18 protein-coding genes are annotated in these 19,153 nt (G+C 62.2%); 13 read left to right on the top strand and 5 right to left on the bottom strand.

What is annotated here, in order from left to right; translation table 11 throughout:
- The first annotated feature begins 104 nt into the window (after window positions 1-104).
- The 6 genes from murD to OGM61_08190 are packed head-to-tail and all read left to right on the top strand — an operon-like array spanning window position 105 to window position 6,473.
- A complete protein-coding gene (gene murD, locus OGM61_08215) occupies window positions 105-1,487 on the top strand; it encodes a UDP-N-acetylmuramoyl-L-alanine--D-glutamate ligase (GenBank protein ID UYI83840.1) in 1,383 nt (460 codons plus the stop codon).
- A 48-nt stretch (window positions 1,488-1,535) separates the two neighbouring features.
- The gene (locus OGM61_08210; protein UYI83839.1) at window positions 1,536-2,180 is read left to right on the top strand and encodes a sporulation protein YunB; all 645 of its coding nucleotides are present in this window, start codon (window positions 1,536-1,538) and stop codon (window positions 2,178-2,180) included.
- Between the two features lie 5 nt (window positions 2,181-2,185).
- On the top strand, window positions 2,186-4,165 hold the full coding sequence (ligA, locus tag OGM61_08205) for an NAD-dependent DNA ligase LigA (protein ID UYI83838.1): 1,980 nt from the start codon (window positions 2,186-2,188) through the stop codon (window positions 4,163-4,165).
- Window positions 4,166-4,187: 22 nt separating this feature from the next.
- A complete protein-coding gene (nadE, locus tag OGM61_08200; protein ID UYI83837.1) occupies window positions 4,188-4,919 on the top strand; it encodes an NAD(+) synthase in 732 nt (243 codons plus the stop codon).
- Complete coding sequence (locus tag OGM61_08195; GenBank protein UYI83836.1) at window positions 4,916-5,680, top strand: TatD family hydrolase; 765 nt, start codon at window positions 4,916-4,918, stop codon at window positions 5,678-5,680. Before nadE ends, OGM61_08195 begins: the two co-directional genes overlap by 4 nt.
- On the top strand, window positions 5,655-6,473 hold the full coding sequence (locus OGM61_08190; protein UYI83835.1) for a tyrosine-protein phosphatase: 819 nt from the start codon (window positions 5,655-5,657) through the stop codon (window positions 6,471-6,473). The genes OGM61_08195 and OGM61_08190 overlap by 26 nt, the downstream gene beginning before the upstream one ends.
- Before the next feature lie 55 nt (window positions 6,474-6,528).
- On the opposite strand, the gene OGM61_08185 is transcribed toward OGM61_08190, so the two are convergent.
- Window positions 6,529-7,596, bottom strand: coding sequence for an ATP-binding protein (locus tag OGM61_08185; GenBank protein ID UYI83834.1), 1,068 nt, complete (start codon window positions 7,594-7,596; stop codon window positions 6,529-6,531).
- Window positions 7,597-7,818: 222 nt separating this feature from the next.
- On the opposite strand from OGM61_08185, the gene gap reads away from it, so the two are divergent.
- The 5 genes from gap to OGM61_08160 all read left to right on the top strand — a co-directional run bounded on the left by gap (window position 7,819) and on the right by OGM61_08160 (window position 12,086).
- The gene (gap, locus tag OGM61_08180) at window positions 7,819-8,838 is read left to right on the top strand and encodes a type I glyceraldehyde-3-phosphate dehydrogenase (protein ID UYI83833.1); all 1,020 of its coding nucleotides are present in this window, start codon (window positions 7,819-7,821) and stop codon (window positions 8,836-8,838) included.
- Window positions 8,839-8,950: 112 nt separating this feature from the next.
- A complete protein-coding gene (locus OGM61_08175; protein ID UYI83832.1) occupies window positions 8,951-10,558 on the top strand; it encodes a polysaccharide biosynthesis protein in 1,608 nt (535 codons plus the stop codon).
- Between the two features lie 67 nt (window positions 10,559-10,625).
- Window positions 10,626-11,444, top strand: coding sequence for a nucleoside triphosphate pyrophosphohydrolase (gene mazG, locus OGM61_08170; protein ID UYI83831.1), 819 nt, complete (start codon window positions 10,626-10,628; stop codon window positions 11,442-11,444).
- Window positions 11,445-11,511: 67 nt separating this feature from the next.
- Window positions 11,512-11,787: an HU family DNA-binding protein gene (locus OGM61_08165; GenBank protein ID UYI83830.1), complete on the top strand. Its 276-nt coding sequence runs from the start codon at window positions 11,512-11,514 to the stop codon at window positions 11,785-11,787.
- 53 nt (window positions 11,788-11,840) lie between these two features.
- Window positions 11,841-12,086 (top strand): RNA-binding S4 domain-containing protein, encoded by a 246-nt coding sequence (locus OGM61_08160; protein UYI83829.1) that lies wholly within the window; start codon window positions 11,841-11,843, stop codon window positions 12,084-12,086.
- A gap of 53 nt (window positions 12,087-12,139) precedes the next feature.
- Here OGM61_08160 and OGM61_08155 read toward each other — a convergent pair whose 3' ends face one another.
- The 3 genes from OGM61_08155 to OGM61_08145 all read right to left on the bottom strand — a co-directional run bounded on the left by OGM61_08155 (window position 12,140) and on the right by OGM61_08145 (window position 15,132).
- Window positions 12,140-12,559 carry an ATP-binding protein gene (locus tag OGM61_08155; GenBank protein UYI83828.1) on the bottom strand — a complete coding sequence of 140 codons (420 nt, stop codon included), beginning with the start codon at window positions 12,557-12,559 and terminating at the stop codon, window positions 12,140-12,142.
- Window positions 12,560-12,646: 87 nt separating this feature from the next.
- A complete protein-coding gene (locus tag OGM61_08150) occupies window positions 12,647-13,927 on the bottom strand; it encodes a glucose-6-phosphate isomerase (GenBank protein ID UYI83827.1) in 1,281 nt (426 codons plus the stop codon).
- Window positions 13,928-14,001: 74 nt separating this feature from the next.
- Window positions 14,002-15,132, bottom strand: a complete 1,131-nt coding sequence (locus OGM61_08145) for a D-alanyl-D-alanine carboxypeptidase (GenBank protein ID UYI83826.1) — start codon at window positions 15,130-15,132, stop codon at window positions 14,002-14,004.
- 258 nt (window positions 15,133-15,390) lie between these two features.
- Here OGM61_08145 and OGM61_08140 point away from each other — a divergent pair, with 258 nt between their 5' ends.
- Window positions 15,391-16,686, top strand: a complete 1,296-nt coding sequence (locus tag OGM61_08140; protein UYI83825.1) for an AI-2E family transporter — start codon at window positions 15,391-15,393, stop codon at window positions 16,684-16,686.
- Here the strand turns inward: OGM61_08140 and OGM61_08135 are convergent.
- Window positions 16,675-17,808: a cysteine desulfurase gene (locus OGM61_08135; GenBank protein UYI83824.1), complete on the bottom strand. Its 1,134-nt coding sequence runs from the start codon at window positions 17,806-17,808 to the stop codon at window positions 16,675-16,677. The genes OGM61_08140 and OGM61_08135 overlap by 12 nt on opposite strands.
- A gap of 30 nt (window positions 17,809-17,838) precedes the next feature.
- Here OGM61_08135 and mtaB point away from each other — a divergent pair, with 30 nt between their 5' ends.
- Window positions 17,839-19,125: a tRNA (N(6)-L-threonylcarbamoyladenosine(37)-C(2))-methylthiotransferase MtaB gene (gene mtaB, locus OGM61_08130; protein ID UYI83823.1), complete on the top strand. Its 1,287-nt coding sequence runs from the start codon at window positions 17,839-17,841 to the stop codon at window positions 19,123-19,125.
- The last annotated feature ends 28 nt before the right edge of the window (window positions 19,126-19,153 follow it).

The following is a 19,153-nucleotide window of genomic DNA, read 5'->3' as shown; positions in this document are numbered from 1 at the left end:
TGCCGCACCGCGTCAAGTCCGGCAGTGATTTATTTTCTTGTAATCGGCACGAATGAGCGGTATAATCTCCACGTATGATTACCTTTTGGAAAAGGAGTGTCTGCATGACCTTTTCGGACTATATGGACTATCTGCGCGGCAAGCGCATCGGCGTCATCGGCTTCGGCGTGAGCAATCAGCCGCTCGTGCGCGTGCTGCTGCGCAACGGCTGCGACGTGACGGTGTGCGACCGGCGCGACCGCGCCCAGCTCGGCGCGACCGGCGACGAGGCCGCGGCGCAGGGCGCAAAATTTATCCTTGGTGCGGATTATCTGGAGCATCTGGACTTCGACGTCATCTTCCGCACACCGGGCGTGCTGCCCATCGTGCCGCAGCTGCGCGCGGCTGCGCAAAGCGGCGCGATCCTCACCTCCGAGATGGAGGCGTTCTGCAATCTCTGCCCGTGCCGCATCATCGCCATCACCGGCAGCGACGGCAAGACCACGACCTCGACCATCACGGCCGAGCTCCTGCGTGCGCAGGGGTACACCGTGCACCTCGGCGGCAACATCGGCACGCCGCTCTTTGACCGCATTCCGGAGATCCGTCCGGAGGATTTTGCCGTGCTCGAGCTCAGCAGCTTCCAGCTGCACAGCATGCACTGCGCGCCGGATGTGGCCATCATCACGAACATTTCGCCGAATCATCTGGATGTGCATCCGGATTTCGAGGACTACGTGTCGGCCAAGTGCAGCATTTACCGCGGCCAGCGGCCGGACGGCTGCCTGGTGCTCAACGCGAAGGACGCCCACACGCCGCGCTTCGCGGCCGAGGCGCCGGGGCGCGTGCGCTATTTCAGCAGCATCGGCCCGGTGGAAAACGGCGTTTACTGCACGGATGGTGTGATTTACCGCGCGCACGATGGCAAGGCGGAGAAGATCCTCGACGCCGCCGAGATCCGCATTCCCGGCGCGCACAACGTGGAAAACTATATGGCGGCCTTTGCCGCAACCGACGGCCTGGTCGGCAATGCGGCGTGCGTTCAGGTCGCGCACACCTTCTCTGGCGTGCCGCACCGCATGGAGCGCATCCGCGAGCTCAACGGCATTACGTTCATCAACGATTCCATCGCCTCGAGCCCCACGCGCACGATCGCGGGCCTGCACGCGCTGCCGAAGCCGCCGGTCATCATCCTCGGCGGGCACGACAAGCACATCCCGTTTGATACGCTCGGTGACGAGGTCTGCCTGCACGCGAAGGCGGCGGTCGTCGTCGGCGAGACGGCGCAGCGCATTGCCGCCGCCATCCGCGCGTCGAAATGCTATGACCCGGGAAAGCTGCCGCTCGTTGAGGCGCCGGATTTTCGCGCAGCGGTCGAGACGGCCTACGGCCTTGCGCAGCCGGGCGATATCGTGACGCTCTCGCCGTCCTGCTCATCGTTTGATTTCTTCAAAAACTTTGAAGAGCGCGGCAATACCTTCCGCGCCATTGTGGAATCTCTGCAATAAGCGCATGAATTGCCCCGCCGCTGCATAGCATGGCAGGGGGGATCTGCTATGATTTGTGCACCTCGCCGCTGGAGACCGGCTGCCCGCCGGTGCCCGCTGCGGCCGAACCGGAAGCTGGCGGCGCTGCTGCTGGTATGCATTCTGTTGGGCGGCATGGCGTATTTTACCGTGTCGGTGCTGCACCTGATCATGCAGCTGGCCGTCAACTCCGCCTGCGACCTCATGCAGCTGAAAATCAACGCCGCCGTCACGGCGGCGACGGCGCAGGTGCAGGGCGACTATTATACCTACCGCACGGACGCTGACGGGACCATTACGGCCGTGAGCATCGACACCGAGCACGTGGGGCAGGTGTCCTCGCTCGTGCTCGAGCACATGATGGACGGGGACGACGGGCAGGTCGAGCTGGACATCCCGCTTGAGACGCTCTTCGGCGTGAATTTTCTGCCGGGGCTCAAGCTGCCGCTGCCAGTGCGCATCCTTGTGCTGACGACGTCGGACGTGAACTATCACAACGAGCTCATGTCGGCCGCGATCAACCAGAGCAAATATCAACTATATCTGAACGTGAAGATGGATCTCGACATTCTGGTGCCCTGGGAGCACAAGACCGAGACCGTGGGCACGAACGTCCTGCTGGCCGAGACGGTCATCGTCGGCAAAGTGCCCCAGACGTATGTGGAAGTGGAGTAGACAACATGGATGTACGCGAAGAGATCCTGACGCTGCGCCGTCAGCTGGAACACGCAAATTTTCTCTATTACGTGAAGGACGCGCCCGAGATCAGCGACTTTGAATACGACGCGCTTATGCGCAGGCTCGAAGAGCTCGAGGCGGCGCACCCGGAGTACGCCTCGCCCGATTCGCCGACGCAGCACGTCGGCGGCTACGCGCTCAACACCTTTGCGCAGGTGCGCCATCAGGTGCCGCTCGAGAGCCTGCAGGACGTGTTCTCGTTCGACGAGCTGCGCGCGTTCGGCGCGCGCATGGACGGTGCGCTCACGCAGGCGCATGATTATTCCGTCGAGCCGAAGATCGACGGTCTGTCCATGTCGCTCGAGTATGAAAACGGGGTGTTCGTCCGCGGCGCTACGCGCGGCGACGGCATCACCGGCGAAGACGTGACGGAAAACCTCCGCACGCTGCGCAACCTGCCGCTGACGCTTGAAAACGCGCCTGCAAAGCTTATCGTGCGCGGTGAGGTCTATATGTCGCACGAAGTATTCGCAGCGCTCAATGCCGAGCGCGAGCTGCTCGAACAGCCGCTGCTGGCCAATCCCCGCAACGCGGCGGCGGGCTCTGTGCGCCAGCAGGACCCGAAGGTCGCGGCGGCGCGCAAGCTCGATATCATCATCTTCAACCTCCAGTTTGACAGCGACCGCACGTTTGCCGCGCACACGGAAACGCTGGACTATCTGGCGTCGCTGGGCTTCCCGGTCGTGCCGTATCAGCGCTGTGAAACGCTCGATGCCTGCTGCGCGCGCATTGACTGGATCGGCGACAACCGCGAGACGTTCCCGTTCGACATCGACGGCGCGGTCATCAAGATCAACGACCTTGCGCAGCGGCAGTATCTCGGCAGCACGGCAAAGTTCCCGCGCTGGGCGGTGGCATATAAGTACCCGCCGGAGAAGAAGGAGAGCCGCGTGCGCGACATCGTCGTGCAGGTCGGCCGCACGGGCGTGCTCACGCCGAAGGCGGTCATTGAGCCGGTGCGTCTGGCCGGCACGACCGTCACGAATGCCACGCTGCACAATCAGGACTTCATCGACAACCTCGACCTGCGCATCGGCGACACGGTGCTCGTGCAGAAGGCGGGGGAGATCATTCCCGAGATCCTCTCCGTCGTGCGCGATAAGCGGCCGGAGGGCACGGTGCCGTTTCATATGCCGGATACCTGCCCGGAGTGCGGCGCGCCCGTCGTGCGCGACCCGGACGGTGCGGCCCTGCGCTGCACGGGTGCGGAGTGCCCGGCGCAGCGGCTGCGCAACATTGCGCACTTTGCCTCCCGCGAGGCGATGGATATCGACGGCCTCGGCATCTCGCTGTGCCAGTCGCTGATTGAGGCGGGGCTCGTGCACTCCCCGGCGGAGCTGTATGCGCTCGAGCCGCAGTCGGTCGCGGCGCTGGACCATATGGGGAAGAAGTCGGCCGAGAATCTCATGGCCGCCATCGAAAAGAGCAAGGATGCCGGCATGGCGCGCCTGCTGTGCGCGTTCGGCATCCGGCAGGTTGGGCAGAAGGCGGCCAGAGTGCTGGCCATGCACTTCGGCACGCTGGACAAGCTCATGGCGGCGACGGAAGAAGAGCTCATGGCCATCCCTGACGTCGGCCCGACGACGGCGGCGTACCTGCGTGCATGGTTCGATAACCCACAATCACAGCACCAGATCCGCCTGCTGCGCGATGCGGGCGTCAGCTTTGATTCCAGGGAGCAGGTCGTGGACCGCCGCTTTGCCGGCAAGACGTTTGTGCTCACCGGCGCGCTCGAGCACTTCAGCCGCGACGAGGCCAGTGCCATCATCGAGCGCTTCGGCGGCAAGACGAGTTCTTCCGTGTCGAAAAAAACGTCCTATCTGCTCGCCGGCGAAAACACCGGCTCGAAGTATCAGAAGGCGCTCACGCTCGGCACGCCTATCATTACGGAAGCTGAATTCCTGGACATGATCCAGGAGTAACGAAAGAAACGGAGTGGAAATCATGCGAGATTACGCAAAAGAATTTGAAAACCGCGTCGCCTTTATCCGCGACCTGCTCAAAAGCAGCGGCGCCAAAGGTGTCATCTACGGCAACAGCGGCGGCAAGGACAGCGCGCTCGTCGGCATCCTCTGCAGGGCCGCGTGCGACAATACGGTCGGCATCATGATGCCGTGCGCCTCCAAGCGCAACTTCGGCGAGGACATGACCGACGGTCTGGCCGTGGCCGAGCAGTTCAACATCGAGACGCGCACGGTCGATCTCACGGCGGAAAAGGAGCTCGTCATGCAGACGGTCTCCGCCGTCACGACGCTCAACCAGATGGCGACGTCGAACATCGCCCCGCGCCTGCGCATGCTCACGCTCTACACCATCGGCGCGGCCGAGGGCCGTCTCGTCGCCGGCACCGGCAACCGCAGCGAGGCATACATGGGCTATTTCACGAAGTGGGGCGACGGCGCGTATGACTTCAATCCCATCGCCGACCTGACCGTGACGGAAATTTACGAGTTCCTGACCTGGCTGCATGCGCCGGAAAACATCATCCGCAAAGCGCCGTCCGCCGGTCTCTTTGAGGGTCAGACGGATGAGCAGGAGATGGGCGTGACCTACGCCGCCATCGACAAATACATCCTCACCGGCGAGGCCAGCGAGCACGACAAGGCCATCATCGATCGCTACCATAGCCGCAGCGAGCATAAGCGCCGCCCGGCCGCAACCTATCACGCCGAATGACGCAGTATTTCGATACCCACGCACACTACGACAGCGGAAAGTTCAACGCCGACCGCGAAGAGGTGCTGCGCGCCGTGCATGAGAGCGGCGTCGCGCTCATCGTGGATCCCGGCGACTGTGCTGCGACGTCCGCGCGCGCCGTCGCCATCGCACAGGAATATGATTTCGTCTATGCCGCCGTCGGCTGGCACCCGGAGGAAGCCGCCGGCTGGACGGACGACAGTCTGGAGCAGATCCGCGCGCTGGCGGCGCAGCCCAAGGTCTGCGCCATCGGCGAGATCGGTCTGGACTATTACTGGGACGCTTCCACGAAGGCGACGCAGGAGATCATGCTGCGCGCGCAGCTGGAGCTGGCGCTGGAGCTGGATCTCCCGGTCATCATCCACGACCGGGAGGCGCACGGCGACAGCCTGCGCATTGTGTGCGATTATCCAGGCCTGCGCGGCGTGTTCCACTGCTTTTCCGGCAGCGTGGAGATGGCGCGCGAGCTGCTGCGCCGCGGCTGGTACCTCGGCTTTGACGGCCCGATCACATATAAGAATGCCGTCAAGGCGCTGGACGTGATCGCCGCCTGCCCGACGGACCGGATGCTGCTCGAAACGGATTCGCCCTATCTGTCCCCGGTGCCGAACCGCGGCAAGCGCAACGATTCGCGCAACCTGCCGTACATTGCTGCGCGCATAGCGGAGATCAAGGGCATGACCACAGAAGAAGTCGCGGAGGTGACACTGCAAAATGGAAAACAACTCTTCGGCCTCTGAGCGCTGGCTGCTGCGCGGCGCGCCGAATGCGCGCGACCTCGGCGGCCTGCCCACCATGGATGGCCGCACGATCCGGCCGGGCCTGCTGCTGCGCAGCGGCGAACTTGCCGGCATCACAGAGCCGGACGCACAGACACTCACGGAATATCCGCTGCGCACGGTCGTGGATTTCCGCACGGACCTCGAGCGGGAGCAGAAACCGGACCGTGTCCTGCCGGGCGTGCAGTATGTCCACTGCCCGATCGTGCAGCAGGCGGCGGCCGGCCTGACGCGCGAGGAGCACGCCGACCCCTATGCGGCCGTCGTCGCGCACGCGAAAGCGATGGCCGGCCGGGAGCGGGCGTTCATGTGCGAACTGTACCGCAGTCTCGTCACGCAGGCATTCTCCATCGCGCACTACCGGCAGTTTTTTGCGCTTCTGCTCGCGCAGACGGACGGCGCGCTGCTCTACCACTGCACGGCGGGGAAAGACCGCGTCGGTGTCGGCACGATGCTGCTGCTGACGGCGCTGGGTGTGGACTGGCCGGTCATCGTGGAAAACTACCTGATCACCAACGAGCGCATGGCCGCCTCGACCGACTGTCTGCTGACGGCGGTCGTGGACTATGACCTGAGCGAGGCGGAGCGGGAGGTCATCCGCACGTTTGACCGCGCGGACGCGGCGTTCCTGACGGCTGCGCGCGATGCGGTCGCGGAGCGATACGGCAGTGTGGACGCTTTTCTGACGCAGGCGCTTGGTGTTGGCGCGGCCGAGCGGGCGGCGCTGCGCGCGCGTTACCTGACAGCAGAATAAAAAGACGGCGTGCTGCCCATTTGGGCGGCACGCCGTTGTGATGCTGTGTGTTTGCTTACAGCTCCTGTTTCGGCATTTGATCGGACAGGTAGATCCGGATGGGATCTTCCTGCGCGTGACCATACGGCACCTTCGGCGCACGGAAGAGATTCGTTTCCGGCAGCACCGTGCTGAGCACGACGTGGAACGTGGTTCCGCCCCATTCGTTGCTCTCCAGGAGAATGGTGCCATCGTGCTTTTCCGCAATGCCGAGTGCGACCGTCAGGCCAAAGCTGTTGCTGCTCAGATCGGAAAAATCCACGCCGGTCACACGCAGCGGGATAAAGATCGTCCCGAGTTTTTCCGGCGGGATGCGTACACCGTCATCCCGAATGGTGATGTCGGCGTGGTCGCCCTCCTGCGTGACGGTAAAGCGGATGCGGTCGCCGTGCTTGCAGCGCTCCGTGCAGTTGGCAATGATGTTGAGCAGCATGCGCTGGATGAGCGCCGTGTCGAGCGCGCAGTTGATCGGCTCGTCCGGAATGCTGACCTCCAGCACGATGCCGTTGGCGTCGGTGATCGGCTGGATGTTATCCAGCAGCGTCCGGCATTCCTTGCCCAGGTCGCACAGCTGCGGCATGAACGCAAGCGTGCCGTCGTACAGGCCGGAGGCCGTGGAGGCGTTGAGCGTGAAGCGCAGCAGCCGGTAGTAAAACTGCGTCAATTCGGCGGCGTTGCGCCGGAAGCGCACGTCGCTGAGCTGCATGGCGTAGTCTGAAAAATACGTCGTGAGCGTGCGGAAAGCGTTGAGAGATGCCAGAAACGGTGCAAACTGCGCGCCGGCCCGCAGGGCGTTTTCATCCTGCGGCACGAACGAGAACAGCCGAAACGCACCAAACGATGTCACGGAGATGATGACGTGGCGCTTTTCGATCGTGGCAGACGTGACGAATTCCGTAGCCGTGGCCTCCGTGATGTGCGCCGGCAGCAGCTCGGTGAGTTTGTGATTTGTGCGGTTGCCGCGAAACAGTTCCTGCGCCGCCGGGTTCATAAACGCGACAAATTGCTCCTGCGCGCCGATCACGGCGGTGTTGCTCATCGAAAACAGCGTGTTGAGCGAGTCGATGATCAAAGTATTGCTCATTTTCCGATCCCCCCTAAGATGTATTAAAAAACAGTATAGCAGAATTCGTCAATAGACACAAGCTTTTACACGCAAAAATTCGGAGATTTGTTGCAAATAGCCAGCGCCGCCTGCCGCGCCGATAAGAATGTGGTTGCGCTTTCGACGGAATTGTTATAGAATGTAGCTGTAAGAAATTGCGCTGCGTGCTGTGCGCAGCAGATATAACAGGAGGAATAGAGCATGATTAAAATTGGCATCAATGGCTTCGGCCGCATCGGCCGTCTGGTGTTCCGCGCCGCGATCTGCGCCGACGATATTGAGGTCGTCGCCGTCAACGCGCCGGATAAGACGCCCGAGCAGCTGGCGTATACCGTGAAGTACGATTCCGTGCACGGCCGCTTTCACGGCACGGTCGATTGCGAGGGCGGCGAGAACCCGGCCCTGATCGTCAATGGCAAGCGCGTTGCGCTGCTCAACAACCGCGACGCGAAGCTCCTGCCCTGGGGCGAGCTGGGTGTCGAGTATGTGCTCGAGTGCACCGGCGCGTTTCTGACCAAGGAAAAGGCGCAGGATCATCTGGACGCCGGCGCGCAGGTCGTTGTGCTCTCCGGCCCGTCCAAGGACGACACGCCGATGTTCGTCTGCGGCGTTAACCTCGATGCGTACACCCCGGATATCAAGATCGTGTCCAACGCTTCGTGCACCACGAACTGCCTGGCGCCGCTGGCCAAGATCATCAACGATAATTTCGGCATCGCCGAGGGCCTTATGACCACCGTCCATGCCGACACGGCCACCCAGCAGGTTGTCGACGGCTTCTCCAAGAAGAACTGGCGTCTGTCCCGCGGTGTGCACGGCAACATCATCCCGACCAGCACCGGCGCTGCCAAGGCGGTCGGCAAGGTCATTCCGGCCCTGCAGGGCAAGCTGACCGGCACTTCCATGCGCATCCCGAGCGCGGACGTGTCCATCGTCGATCTGACCTGCCGCCTCGAGAAGGCTGCGACGTATGATGAGATCTGCGCTGCCGTCAAGGCTGCCGCGGAAGGCCCGATGGCCGGCGTCGTCGAGTATGTCGATGACGAGGTCGTCTCCTCCGACTTCATCACCGATCCGCACACCAGCATCTTTGATGCCAAGGCTGGCCTCGCGCTCAACGATCACTTCGTCAAGCTCATGGCGTGGTACGACAACGAGTGGGGCTTCTCGAACAAGATGCTCGACCTGACGCGCCACATCGACTCCGTGCGCAAGGCGTGATCGGAAAAACAAACCGCAAATCAGGGGAATGCGCTGCATTCCCTTGATTTTTTCTGTCCGGTAGTGTAAAGTATACCGGCACGTGAAATTTCAGCGGGGGAGGGAGTGCGGTTTGCAGGAAAGCAGCAAGCAGAACTATCTCCACGGCGCGGCCATGATGACGGCCGGCGTTGTGGTCATCAAGATCCTCGGCGCGATCTATAAGATCCCGCTCGGCAATATTCTCGGCGACGAGGGATACGGCTATTTCTCCGTTGCCTATAATATTTATTATGTCTTTCTCAACATGGCCACGGCGGGTATGCCGGTCGCGCTCTCGCGCATGATCAGTGAGGCGGACACGCTCGGCCGCCCCGTGCAGGCGCGCAAGATCTTCCGCGTGGCCTGGCTGACGTTTGCCATTTTCGGACTGCTGCTCGGACTGGTCATGTTCCTGTTCCCGACGGAGCTGGCCGGGATGCTCAACAATGTCCGCGCGGCACAGAGCATCTGGGCGCTGTCGCCGGCGCTCGTGCTCGTGTATCTGACGAGCACGTACCGCGGCTATGCGCAGGGCATGAGCAACATGAAGCCGACGACCGTCTCCCAGATCCTCGAGGTCGTGGGCAAGGTCGCCGTCGGTCTTGTGCTCGCGTGGAGCTTTACGCGCGCGGGCAAGAGTCTGCCGGTCGCATCGGCGGGGGCGATCTTCGGTGTCACGGCGGGCGGCGCTTTTGCGCTGATCTATGTGGCGATCTATTATCACCGCCACTATCCGGAAAAACCGGTCGCGGATCCGGATGTGCCGGATTCCGCCGGACATATTCTCGTCACGCTGCTGCGTATCAGCATCCCGATCGCGCTCGGCTCCAGTGTGCTGAGCATCATCAATCTCGTGGACACGAAGCTCATCATGTACCGCCTGCAGACGGCGCTTGGCTATTCCGAGTCGTATGCAAACGTTCTCTACGGCGTTTACGGCAAGGTGCAGACACTGTATAATCTCCCGGCCGCTTTCGTGACGCCGATGACGATCAGCATCGTCCCGGCCATTGCGGCGGCGGTCGTGCAGGGAAAGTATACGCAGTCGAAGACCATTGCGGAATCCGCGCTGCGCATTTCCGCGGCGGTCGCCATGCCGATGGGCATCGGGCTTGCCGTGCTGTCTTACCCGATCGTCAACGTGCTCTATCCGCGCAGCAATGCGGCCGGCCCAACGCTGCTGATGCTGCTGGGCATTGCGTCGGTGTTCGTGTGCATTTCACTGATCACGACGGCGGTCCTGCAGGCGACCGGCCACGAGATCTACCCGGTCTATTCCATGCTGGCCGGCGGCCTGGCGAAGATCGCGGTCAACTGGTTCCTGATCGCGGTGCCGGAGCTGAATATCACCGGCGCGCCGGTCGGTACGCTCGCGTGCTATCTTGTCATCTGCACCATGAACCACATTTTCCTGTGCAAAACGCTCCGTGAGCGGCCGAATGTCGGCCGGGCGCTCGTGCGTCCGCTGCTGAGCACGCTCATCATGGCTGTCGTGGCCTGGGGCGTGTATGCGGGCCTGTCCGCCGCCATGGGCGGCGACCTGAGCTGGAAGCGCATGGCGCTGGCCATGCTCGTGTCGATGGTCTGCGCGGTCGTGGCGTATCTGATTGCGGTCGTAAAAACGCACGCGATCACGCTGGCCGATCTGCAGCTGATCCCGAAGGGCGAAAAGCTCGCAAAAGTTCTGCACATCAGATGACATAACACCGAAAAATCCTGAATTTTCAATGGTTTTTTGAAAAAAGGGTTGCAGAAGGAGCAAAATTGTGTTAGATTTTCTCTGCAAAGAAAGCTATGACCTGCGCGACTTTGTGGCGCTCATCACGTTCCTGCGCTCGCCGGATGGCTGCCCGTGGGATCAGGTGCAGACGCACGAGAGCATCCGCCGCAACTTCCTGGAGGAGACGTATGAGGTCTGCGAGGCCATCGACGCCGGTGATACGGCGCACCTGAAGGAAGAGCTGGGCGACGTGCTCATGCAGGTGCTGTTCCATACGGATATTGAGCGCGAGGCCGGGCATTTTGATATTGACGATGTGGCGGACGCTGCCTGCAAAAAGCTCGTCTACCGGCATCCGCATGTGTTCCGGCGCGACGAGCCGGATGCGCCGGACTGGGACACGATCAAGCAGCGCGAGCGCGCGCAGACGACCACCGCCGAGGCGATGGACAGCGTGGCGCGCAGTCTGCCGGCACTTTGGCGCTGTGAAAAGATTCAGGCCAAGGCGGCCAGGACCGGCTTTGAGTGGCCGGACGCGGATGCGGCGCTCGACAAGGTCGCCGAAGAGACGCGGGAACTGCGCGAGGCCGTGGCCTCCGGCGACGCGGACGCCGTGACCGAGGAACTGGGCGATCTGCTGTTTGCCGCCGTGAAGGTGGCGCGCTTTGCGGGCATCGACCCCGAGCAGGCGGCCCATGCCGCGTGCGAAAAATTCATCCGACGCTTTGCCGCCATGGAGGCCGCAGCGGCGGACAGCGGCGTGCCGCTCGAGCAGCGCACGCTCGCGCAGATGCAGCCGCTCTGGCAGCAGGCCAAGCAGACGGCCAGCGCGGACAACGAAGGAAAGAAATCTGCACGGCAGTGAGAGACCCGTGCGGAATTCTATATCATGGCATATGCCAACACAAACATGAAGTAGGAGGATTACCATCATGAATAAGGCAGAACTGATCGCAACAGTTGCCGAAAAGACCGGCCTGTCCAAGAAGGACAGCGAGAAGGCCGTCAACGCGACGTTTGACACCATCACCGCCAACCTCGAGGTCGGCGAAAAGGTGCAGCTCGTCGGCTTCGGCGTGTTCGACATCAAGGAGCGCGGCTCCCGTATCGGCCGCAACCCCAAGACCAAGGAAGAGATCGAGATCCCGGCGACGCGCGTGCCCGTCTTCAAGGCCGGCAAAGTGCTCAAGGACGCTGTTTCCAAATAAGCGATGCAAACGCTCCGGGCCTGACCCGGAGCGTTTTTCACAGGAGGATGCCTATGCGCCTGGACAAATATCTGAAAGTTTCGCGGCTCATCAAGCGCCGCACCGTGGCAAACGATGCCTGTGACGGTCAGCACATCACGGTCAACGGCCGGACGGCCAAGGCGTCGTATGACGTGAAGGTCGGCGACGTGATCGAGATCGCCTTCGGCCAGCGCACCGTGAAGGTGGAAGTGCTCGCCGTCACGGAAAACGCGAAAAAAGGCGACGCTGCGGCCATGTACCGCGAGCTCGCCGAATGATGCGCGCAAAAAACCGCCGCTCCGGATGTTCGGAGCGGCGGTTTTGCCGTATGTCAGATCATATATTTTGTAATCTCGCTGCCGGTCACCGCGGGATCCATGCTCAGAGACAGGGTGAACTGAATGTGTTCCCGCTCGGAGAAATCATTCAGCCAGGCCAGGAACTCCGCGATCTGCGGCTCAGAGACCTCAGATAGCATTTTCGTGAAGTTGTCAACAAACACATGGGTGATATCGTAGTTGCCGGCATGAAGGCCGCTGAGGAAGCCCTTAAAGAAATCGTAAGAGCCCATCGCGTACGCATAGTCGCAGGCGTAGATCAGGCGAGCCTGATAGGGAATGTCATACGTAAGTTTTTTGTCCTTTTCAATGCACACGACAGAACCGGATTCCTCGCGGACGGCCGTGGCGACCATTTCCACCAAACGCTTCGTTTTGCCGGAACCTTTGAGACCCATGATCAGTTGGACCATATGTCAATCACACTCCTTTTGAAAGTCAGGGCGATACCCTATGCCTAGATTAGCACGTTTTCGCGCCGACTGCAACGATAACTTTTCTCAGTTTGCCTCCGGCTTGCCGAGCAGAGAGAACATATTCTTCTTATATGCTTCCACGCCGGGCTGATCGAACGGATTGACGCCGGACATATAGCCCGAAATGGCACATGCCAGCTCGAAGAAGCACACGAGCCAGGCAAACCCGGCCTCGTCGCGCTTCGGCACGCGCACCTCCAGATTCGGCACACCGCCTGCGATGTGCGCGGCCTTGACGGCTTCCTGCGCCATGTGGCTGATGTCGCTGAGCTTGCGCCCGGCAAGGTAGTTGAGCCGGTCGGGGTCGCCCATGGCGAACGGGACGGTGAACTCATTTTGCGGCTGCTCGAATGAGACGACGGTCTCCATGAGCGTGCGCGGGCCGTCCTGAATATACTGACCCATGGAGTGCAGGTCGGCGTTGTATTCCACGGAGGCGGGGAAGATGCCGATGCCGTTTTTGCCCTCGCTCTCGCCGTAGAGCTGCTTCCACCACTCGGCCATGAAACGGAACGACGGCTCGTAGCAGGCGAGGATCTCGGTCGTCTTGCCGAGCTGGTACAGGTGCTGGCGCGCGGCGGCATACTGCCAGGCGGGGTTTTCGGGCGACTGCGCGCTCATGGCGGCGAAAGCCTCGCCGGCCTCGCCGATCACGGTCTGTACATCAATACCGGCGGCGGCCATCGGCAGCAGGCCGACGGCGGACAGCACGCTGTAGCGCCCGCCGACGTCGTCCGGCACGACGAAAGTCTCCCAGCCCTCTTCGTCCGCCATGTGCTTGAGTACGCCGCGGTGGGCGTCCGTCGTGGCGAAAATGTGCTTTTTGGCCTTCTCCGGACCGTACTTTGCCTCCAGCAGGCCGCGGAACATCCGGAACGCGAGCGCGGGCTCGAGCGTTGTGCCGGATTTGGAGACGACGTTCAGGTCAAAGTCCAGATCGCCCAGCTCCTCGAGCAGATGCATCAGCGCGTCCGGCGACAGGGAGTTGCCGGCAAAGAGGATTTTCGGGTCGCCGGGCTGCGGCCGCGGCCGCAGCAGCTCTAAGGCGCCCTTCGCGCCGAGATATGACCCGCCGATGCCCACGACGACCAGCGCCTGCGAGCGGCCGCGGATGCGGGATGCGGCGGCGAGGATCTGCTTGAGCTCTCCGCTTTGCATACGCTCCGGCAGATCGAGCCAGCCGGTAAAATCCGCACCGGCGCCCGTGTGCTCGAGCAGCGTGCGGTGTGCCTGTGCAGCGGCCGCGTAGTCCGGCCCTGCGGGGTCAAAAAATCCGGCCGCGCCGGAGAGATCCACTTTGATCATTGCGATGCCCTCTCTCTTAAAGAATATCACCAGTATACACGAAAATCGGGATTTCGCAACCGGAAATCTGTCGCTCACAGCGCGCGCAGCAGCTGCAGCCAGAGGTGCGCCGTCGAGATGCGCGCAGCGCCGTCCGGGACGACCAGCGGCAGGATCAGCGTGTCGCCGCTGCTGTCGGTGACGGTTACGGTGCCGACCTGCGCGCCCGGCTCCAGAGGGGCGCACAGGTCCTCGTTGAGCGCGATGTCCGTCTGCGGTGCGGCCATGCCTTTGCGCACGACGATGGCGTCCGTGCCCGAGAGCACCGGCTGCACGCTGTCCGTTTCGGCAAACCGTACGCGCACGGGCGGAATGACCGTGTTGGCTGCGACGGAATAGAGCGAATAGTTGGCAAAGGCAAAGTTGAGGAGCGTCGCTGCGTCGGCGAAGCGCGCCTTGGAGCTCTCCGCGTGCAGCACCACGGCAATGTACTCCACGCCGTCGCGCTCGGCGCTGGCCGACAGGCAGTGCATAGCCTGCTGGGTGTAGCCGGTCTTCAGGCCGGTCGCGCCGGGGTAGGCGTGGATGAGCTTGTTGGTGTTGGCGAGGCCGAAGCGGCCGTCGCGCACGGTGTCCATCCAGATGGTGGTGTAGTCGCGGATGCGCGGATGGGCCAGCAGCGCGCGGGACATGCACGCGATGTCGCGCGCCGTCGTGTAGTGGCCGGGATCGTCGGTCAGCCCCGTGCAGTTGAGAAACTGCGTGTTTTCCATGCCCAGTTCTTTCGCGCGGTCGTTCATGCGCTTGGTGAACGCCTCCTCGGAACCGGAGATGTGCTCTGCCATGGCGACGGCGCAGTCATTGGCGGAGTTGACGGCGATGCACTTGAGCATCTCGTCGACGCTCATCTGCTCGCCCTCCTTGAGCCAGATCTGGCTGCCGCCCATGGAGCTGGCATGGGCGCTGGCGGTCACGATGTCGCTCGTATCGAGCTGGCCGCTGTCGAGCTGCTCCATGATGAGCAGCAGCGTCATGATCTTCGTCACGCTGGCGGGGGACAGGTGCTCGTCGGCATTTTTCTCGTATAACACCGTGCCGGTCGAGCGCTCCATCAGGATCGCCGACGGTGCGGATATCTTCAGCTCCTCGTCCGTTGGCTGCTCGAGCGCCATCGCTGGTGTGAGCAGCAGCAGCGCTGCCAGCAGCAGACAGATCCATCGTTTCATATGCTCAGCCCTTTCCGTTGATTTCTCCTTATCACCCTATGCCGGGGGCGCGTGGAAAAGCAGTCCGAGTCTCCACAATTTACACAGGCTTTTGCACACCGAAGCGCTCAGAGCGTGTCAAGATACGGCGCACCGTGTCGCAAATGTACGAAAAGCCCGGTATTACCGGCTTGACGGTGCGGGCACATGATAGTAAAATAAATCCGACTGATCACAGACACTGGCGGGCGCTGCGGGCGCGATGGGGGGAGACGGTTTATGAAGCGATTTGATCCAAAAAACAAATATCTCGGCTGGGGCATCACGGCGTTCGGCGTGATCGCGTGCTGCATTCTGTTTTACATGCTGCTGCAGCATGGCAAATCCATCGGCGATGCGATCAGCTCGCTGCTCGGCATCCTCAGCCCGATCATCTGGGGCCTGGTGATCGCCTACCTGCTCTGGCCGCTGACGAAGGTATTCCAGCGCAAGCTCTTTGAGCCGCTGCTCAAAAAGCTCCGCCCGAAAAAACCGGTGCGCACCTCACTTGCGCGCGGCCTGTCCGTCGCGCTCTCGATTCTGGTCGCCCTGATCATTATCGCCGCCCTCATCTGGCTCATCATCCCGCAGATCTACACGAGCGTTGAGAGCATCGTGCTCAACTATCAGGAGTACTATGACACGATCACCGGCTGGATCAACAAGTTCTTTGAAAACAATCCCGAGGTAGAGGAAGTGCTCCTCTCCGCGACCGGCGATGTGTCCGACAGTCTGCTCGACTGGGCGAAGACCGCGCTGCTGCCGTCCATGGGCAAGGTGGTCACGAGCGTGACGACCGGCATCTATGCCGTTTTGCGTGCGATCCTCGATGTGCTCATCGGCTTCGTCGTCGCCTGCTATGTGCTGTCGAATATGGAGCTGTTTCTCGCAAAGTCCAAGATGGTGCTCTACAGCATGTTTTCCGTCAAGGCGTCCAAGCGCATCCTCAAGGCCATTCGCTTCACGGACACGGCGTTCATGGGCTTTATCAGCGGCAAGGTCATTGATTCCGCCATCATCGGCGTCATCTGCTATATCTGCTGCGCGATCATGCGCATGCCGTATGTCGTGCTCGTGAGCGTGATCGTCGCCGTGACGAATATCATCCCCGTGTTCGGCCCGTTCATCGGCGCGGTGCCGACGGCGCTGATCATTCTGCTCGTCTCGCCGATGAAGTGCCTGATTTACGTCATTTTCATCATCGTCCTGCAGCAGATCGACGGCAATATCATCGGCCCGAAGATCCTTGGCAATTCCACCGGCATTAACGGTTTCTGGATCATGTTCGCCATCCTGCTCGGCGGCGGCCTGTTCGGCTTCATCGGCATGCTGCTGGGCGTGCCGGTGTTCGTCGTGATCTATGCCGGCCTGGAGCGGCTGGTCGATCACGGGCTGAAAAAACGCGGCCTCCAGACGGAGACCGCAGAATATATGGATCTGGATTACATCGACGATGCCACGATGCAGCCGGTGCGCCTACCGCAGGAGGTGCCGGACGAATCGCTCAAGGATCCAAAGGATGATTCAGTGAAGTGACGGGAAGAGGGACTGCTTTGCATCCCGCAGTGCATCGCACAGCGCGTCGATGTCTTCCCGCGTGGTGTAGCGCGAAAAGCTGATGCGCAGCGCGCCGTCGATCACGTTCGCCGGCAGCCCGATCGCCTCGAGTACATGGCTCCGCCCGCCCTTTTTGCAGGCGGAGCTTTTTGATGTGTAGATCCCGCGCGCCTCGAGGAAGTTCATCAGCACCTCGCTCCGGTAGCCGGGCAGAGAAATGCTGAGGATGTGCGGCGAGCCGCCGCCGATGACGACAAGACCGTCCACCTCGGCTGTCAGCCGGTCGATGGCGTGGGCGCGCAGCTCGGCCATGGTTTTCGTGGCCTGCGCCATTTTCGCACTGCCGATCTCGGCCGCCGTACCAAAGGCGGCGATCTGCGGCGTGGCCTCCGTACCGGCGCGCATGCCGCGCTCCTGCCCGCCGCCGAGGATATAGGGTGGCAGCTTCAGTCCGCTGCGGATGTAGAGCGCGCCGATGCCTTTCGGCGCGTGGATCTTGTGACCGCTGATGGTGATCATGTCCGCGCCGAGTGTTTTGGCCGAGAACGGCACTTTCAAAAACCCCTGCACGGCGTCCGTGTGCAGCAGGGCAATGCTGTTTTCCGCTTTCAGCATCCGGGCGACGGCGGCGATGTCGTTGACGGTGCCGGTCTCGTTGTTGACCATCATGAGCGAGACGAGGATCGTGTCCGGCCGCAGCGCCGCGCGCACCGCCTCGAGTGGGATGGCGCCGGTGCCGTCCGGCTGCAGGCGCGTGATCTCGTAGCCCTCCTTTTCCAGAAAGTCCAGCGACTTGCGCACCGCGTCGTGCTCCACGGCGGAGCTGATGATGTGTTTGCCGCGGCGGCGCATGTACCGCGCTCCGGAGATGAGCGCCCAGTTGTCGCCCTCGGAGCCGCAGGACGTGAAATACACCTCGTCCGGCTGGCAACCGAGCGCTTTTGCGATCTGGCCGCGCGCCTTGTCCACGGCGGCCTTGGCCTCACGGCCGAGCTTGTAGGTCGTGCTCGGGTTGCCGAAGCACTCCGTCATCATATGTACTGCCGCCTCCGCTGCCTCCGGGCAGACACGGGTCGTTGCGGCATTGTCCAGATAAACCATGATCACTTACCTCGATTTGGAGATGTTTTTATGCACTATATTATAACCGCCCTCGGCTGCAAGGTCAACCAGTATGAAGCGCAGGCAATCGAAACGCTCCTGCACGCGCACGGCTTCACGGCCGCAGCGGACGGTGAGCCGGTCGATCTGATCGTCGTCAACACCTGCGCCGTCACGGCGGAGGGCGGGCGCAAGTCGCGCCAGATGATCCGCAAGCTGCGCGAGGAGCACCCGCAGGCGCTGTGCGCCGTGTGCGGCTGCTGGTCGCAGCTCAGCCCGGAGGACGCGGCGTCCATCGGCGCCGACGTGGTACATGGCAGCGGCAGCAAGCAGGCATTTGTGGATGACATTCTGCGTGCGTTCCGTGAGCACGCGCCCGTCACGTGCGTGGATAATCCGTTCCAGCGCTTTGACTTTGAGCCGCTGCCGGCGGGCGCGGCCTACGGCCGCACGCGCGCGATGCTGAAGATCCAGGACGGCTGCAATAATTTCTGCACCTACTGTGTCATCCCGTATACGCGCGGCCGCATCCGCAGTCTGCCGCTGGAGGAAATGGCGCGTCAGGCGGCGCATCTGGCCGCCGAGGGCTATCGGGAGCTGGTGCTGACCGGCATCGAGATCGCGTCCTACGGCCGGGATCTGCCGGGTAAGCTGACGCTGGCCGACGCCGTGGAGACGGTCGCCGCCGCCGCGCCGCAGATGCGTCTGCGCCTCGGCTCGATCGAGCCGACGGTCATCACGGAGGACTTCTGCCGCCGCGCCGCCGCGACCGGGCAGGTCTGCCGGCATTTCCATCTCTCGCTGCAAAGCGGATGCGACCGCACGCTCGCGCGCATGAACCGCAAATATAATACTGCAGAGTTTCTCGCCTGCGTCGAGCGGCTGCGGCGGTATTTCCCGGGCTGTGCGCTCACGGCGGACATGATCACGGGCTTCCCCGGCGAGACGGAGGCAGATCAGGCGGCCGCAGTGGCGTTTTTGGAGCAGGTCGGCTTTGCGGCCGTGCATGTTTTCCCGTACTCCCGCCGCCCTGGCACGAAGGCGGACGCCATGCCGGAGCAGCTCAGCCACGCGGTCAAATCGGCGCGCGCGCATGAGGCACAGCGCGTGGCCGATGCCTGCAAGCAGCGCTATCTGGTGCAGCAGGTCGGCCAGACGCTGCCCGTTTTGTTCGAGACGGAGCATGACGGCAGCTGGGTCGGACACTCGGACAACTATTGTCTGGTGCGCGCTGCGGGGGACGATCTGCGCGGACTTGTGAAAAATGTCAAAATCTCTGCCGTTTCCGGGCAAATGCTTGTGGGGGATTTGGTTTGACGCGCTTTGCGGAACGTGTTAGACTTTT

It is taken from the genome of Clostridiales bacterium (genome assembly GCA_025757645.1).
In the GTDB taxonomy this organism is placed as follows: domain Bacteria; phylum Bacillota; class Clostridia; order Oscillospirales; family Oscillospiraceae; genus CAG-103.
Note: the sequence above shows the minus strand (reverse complement) of the source record. Positions and strands in the feature narration are given on the sequence as shown.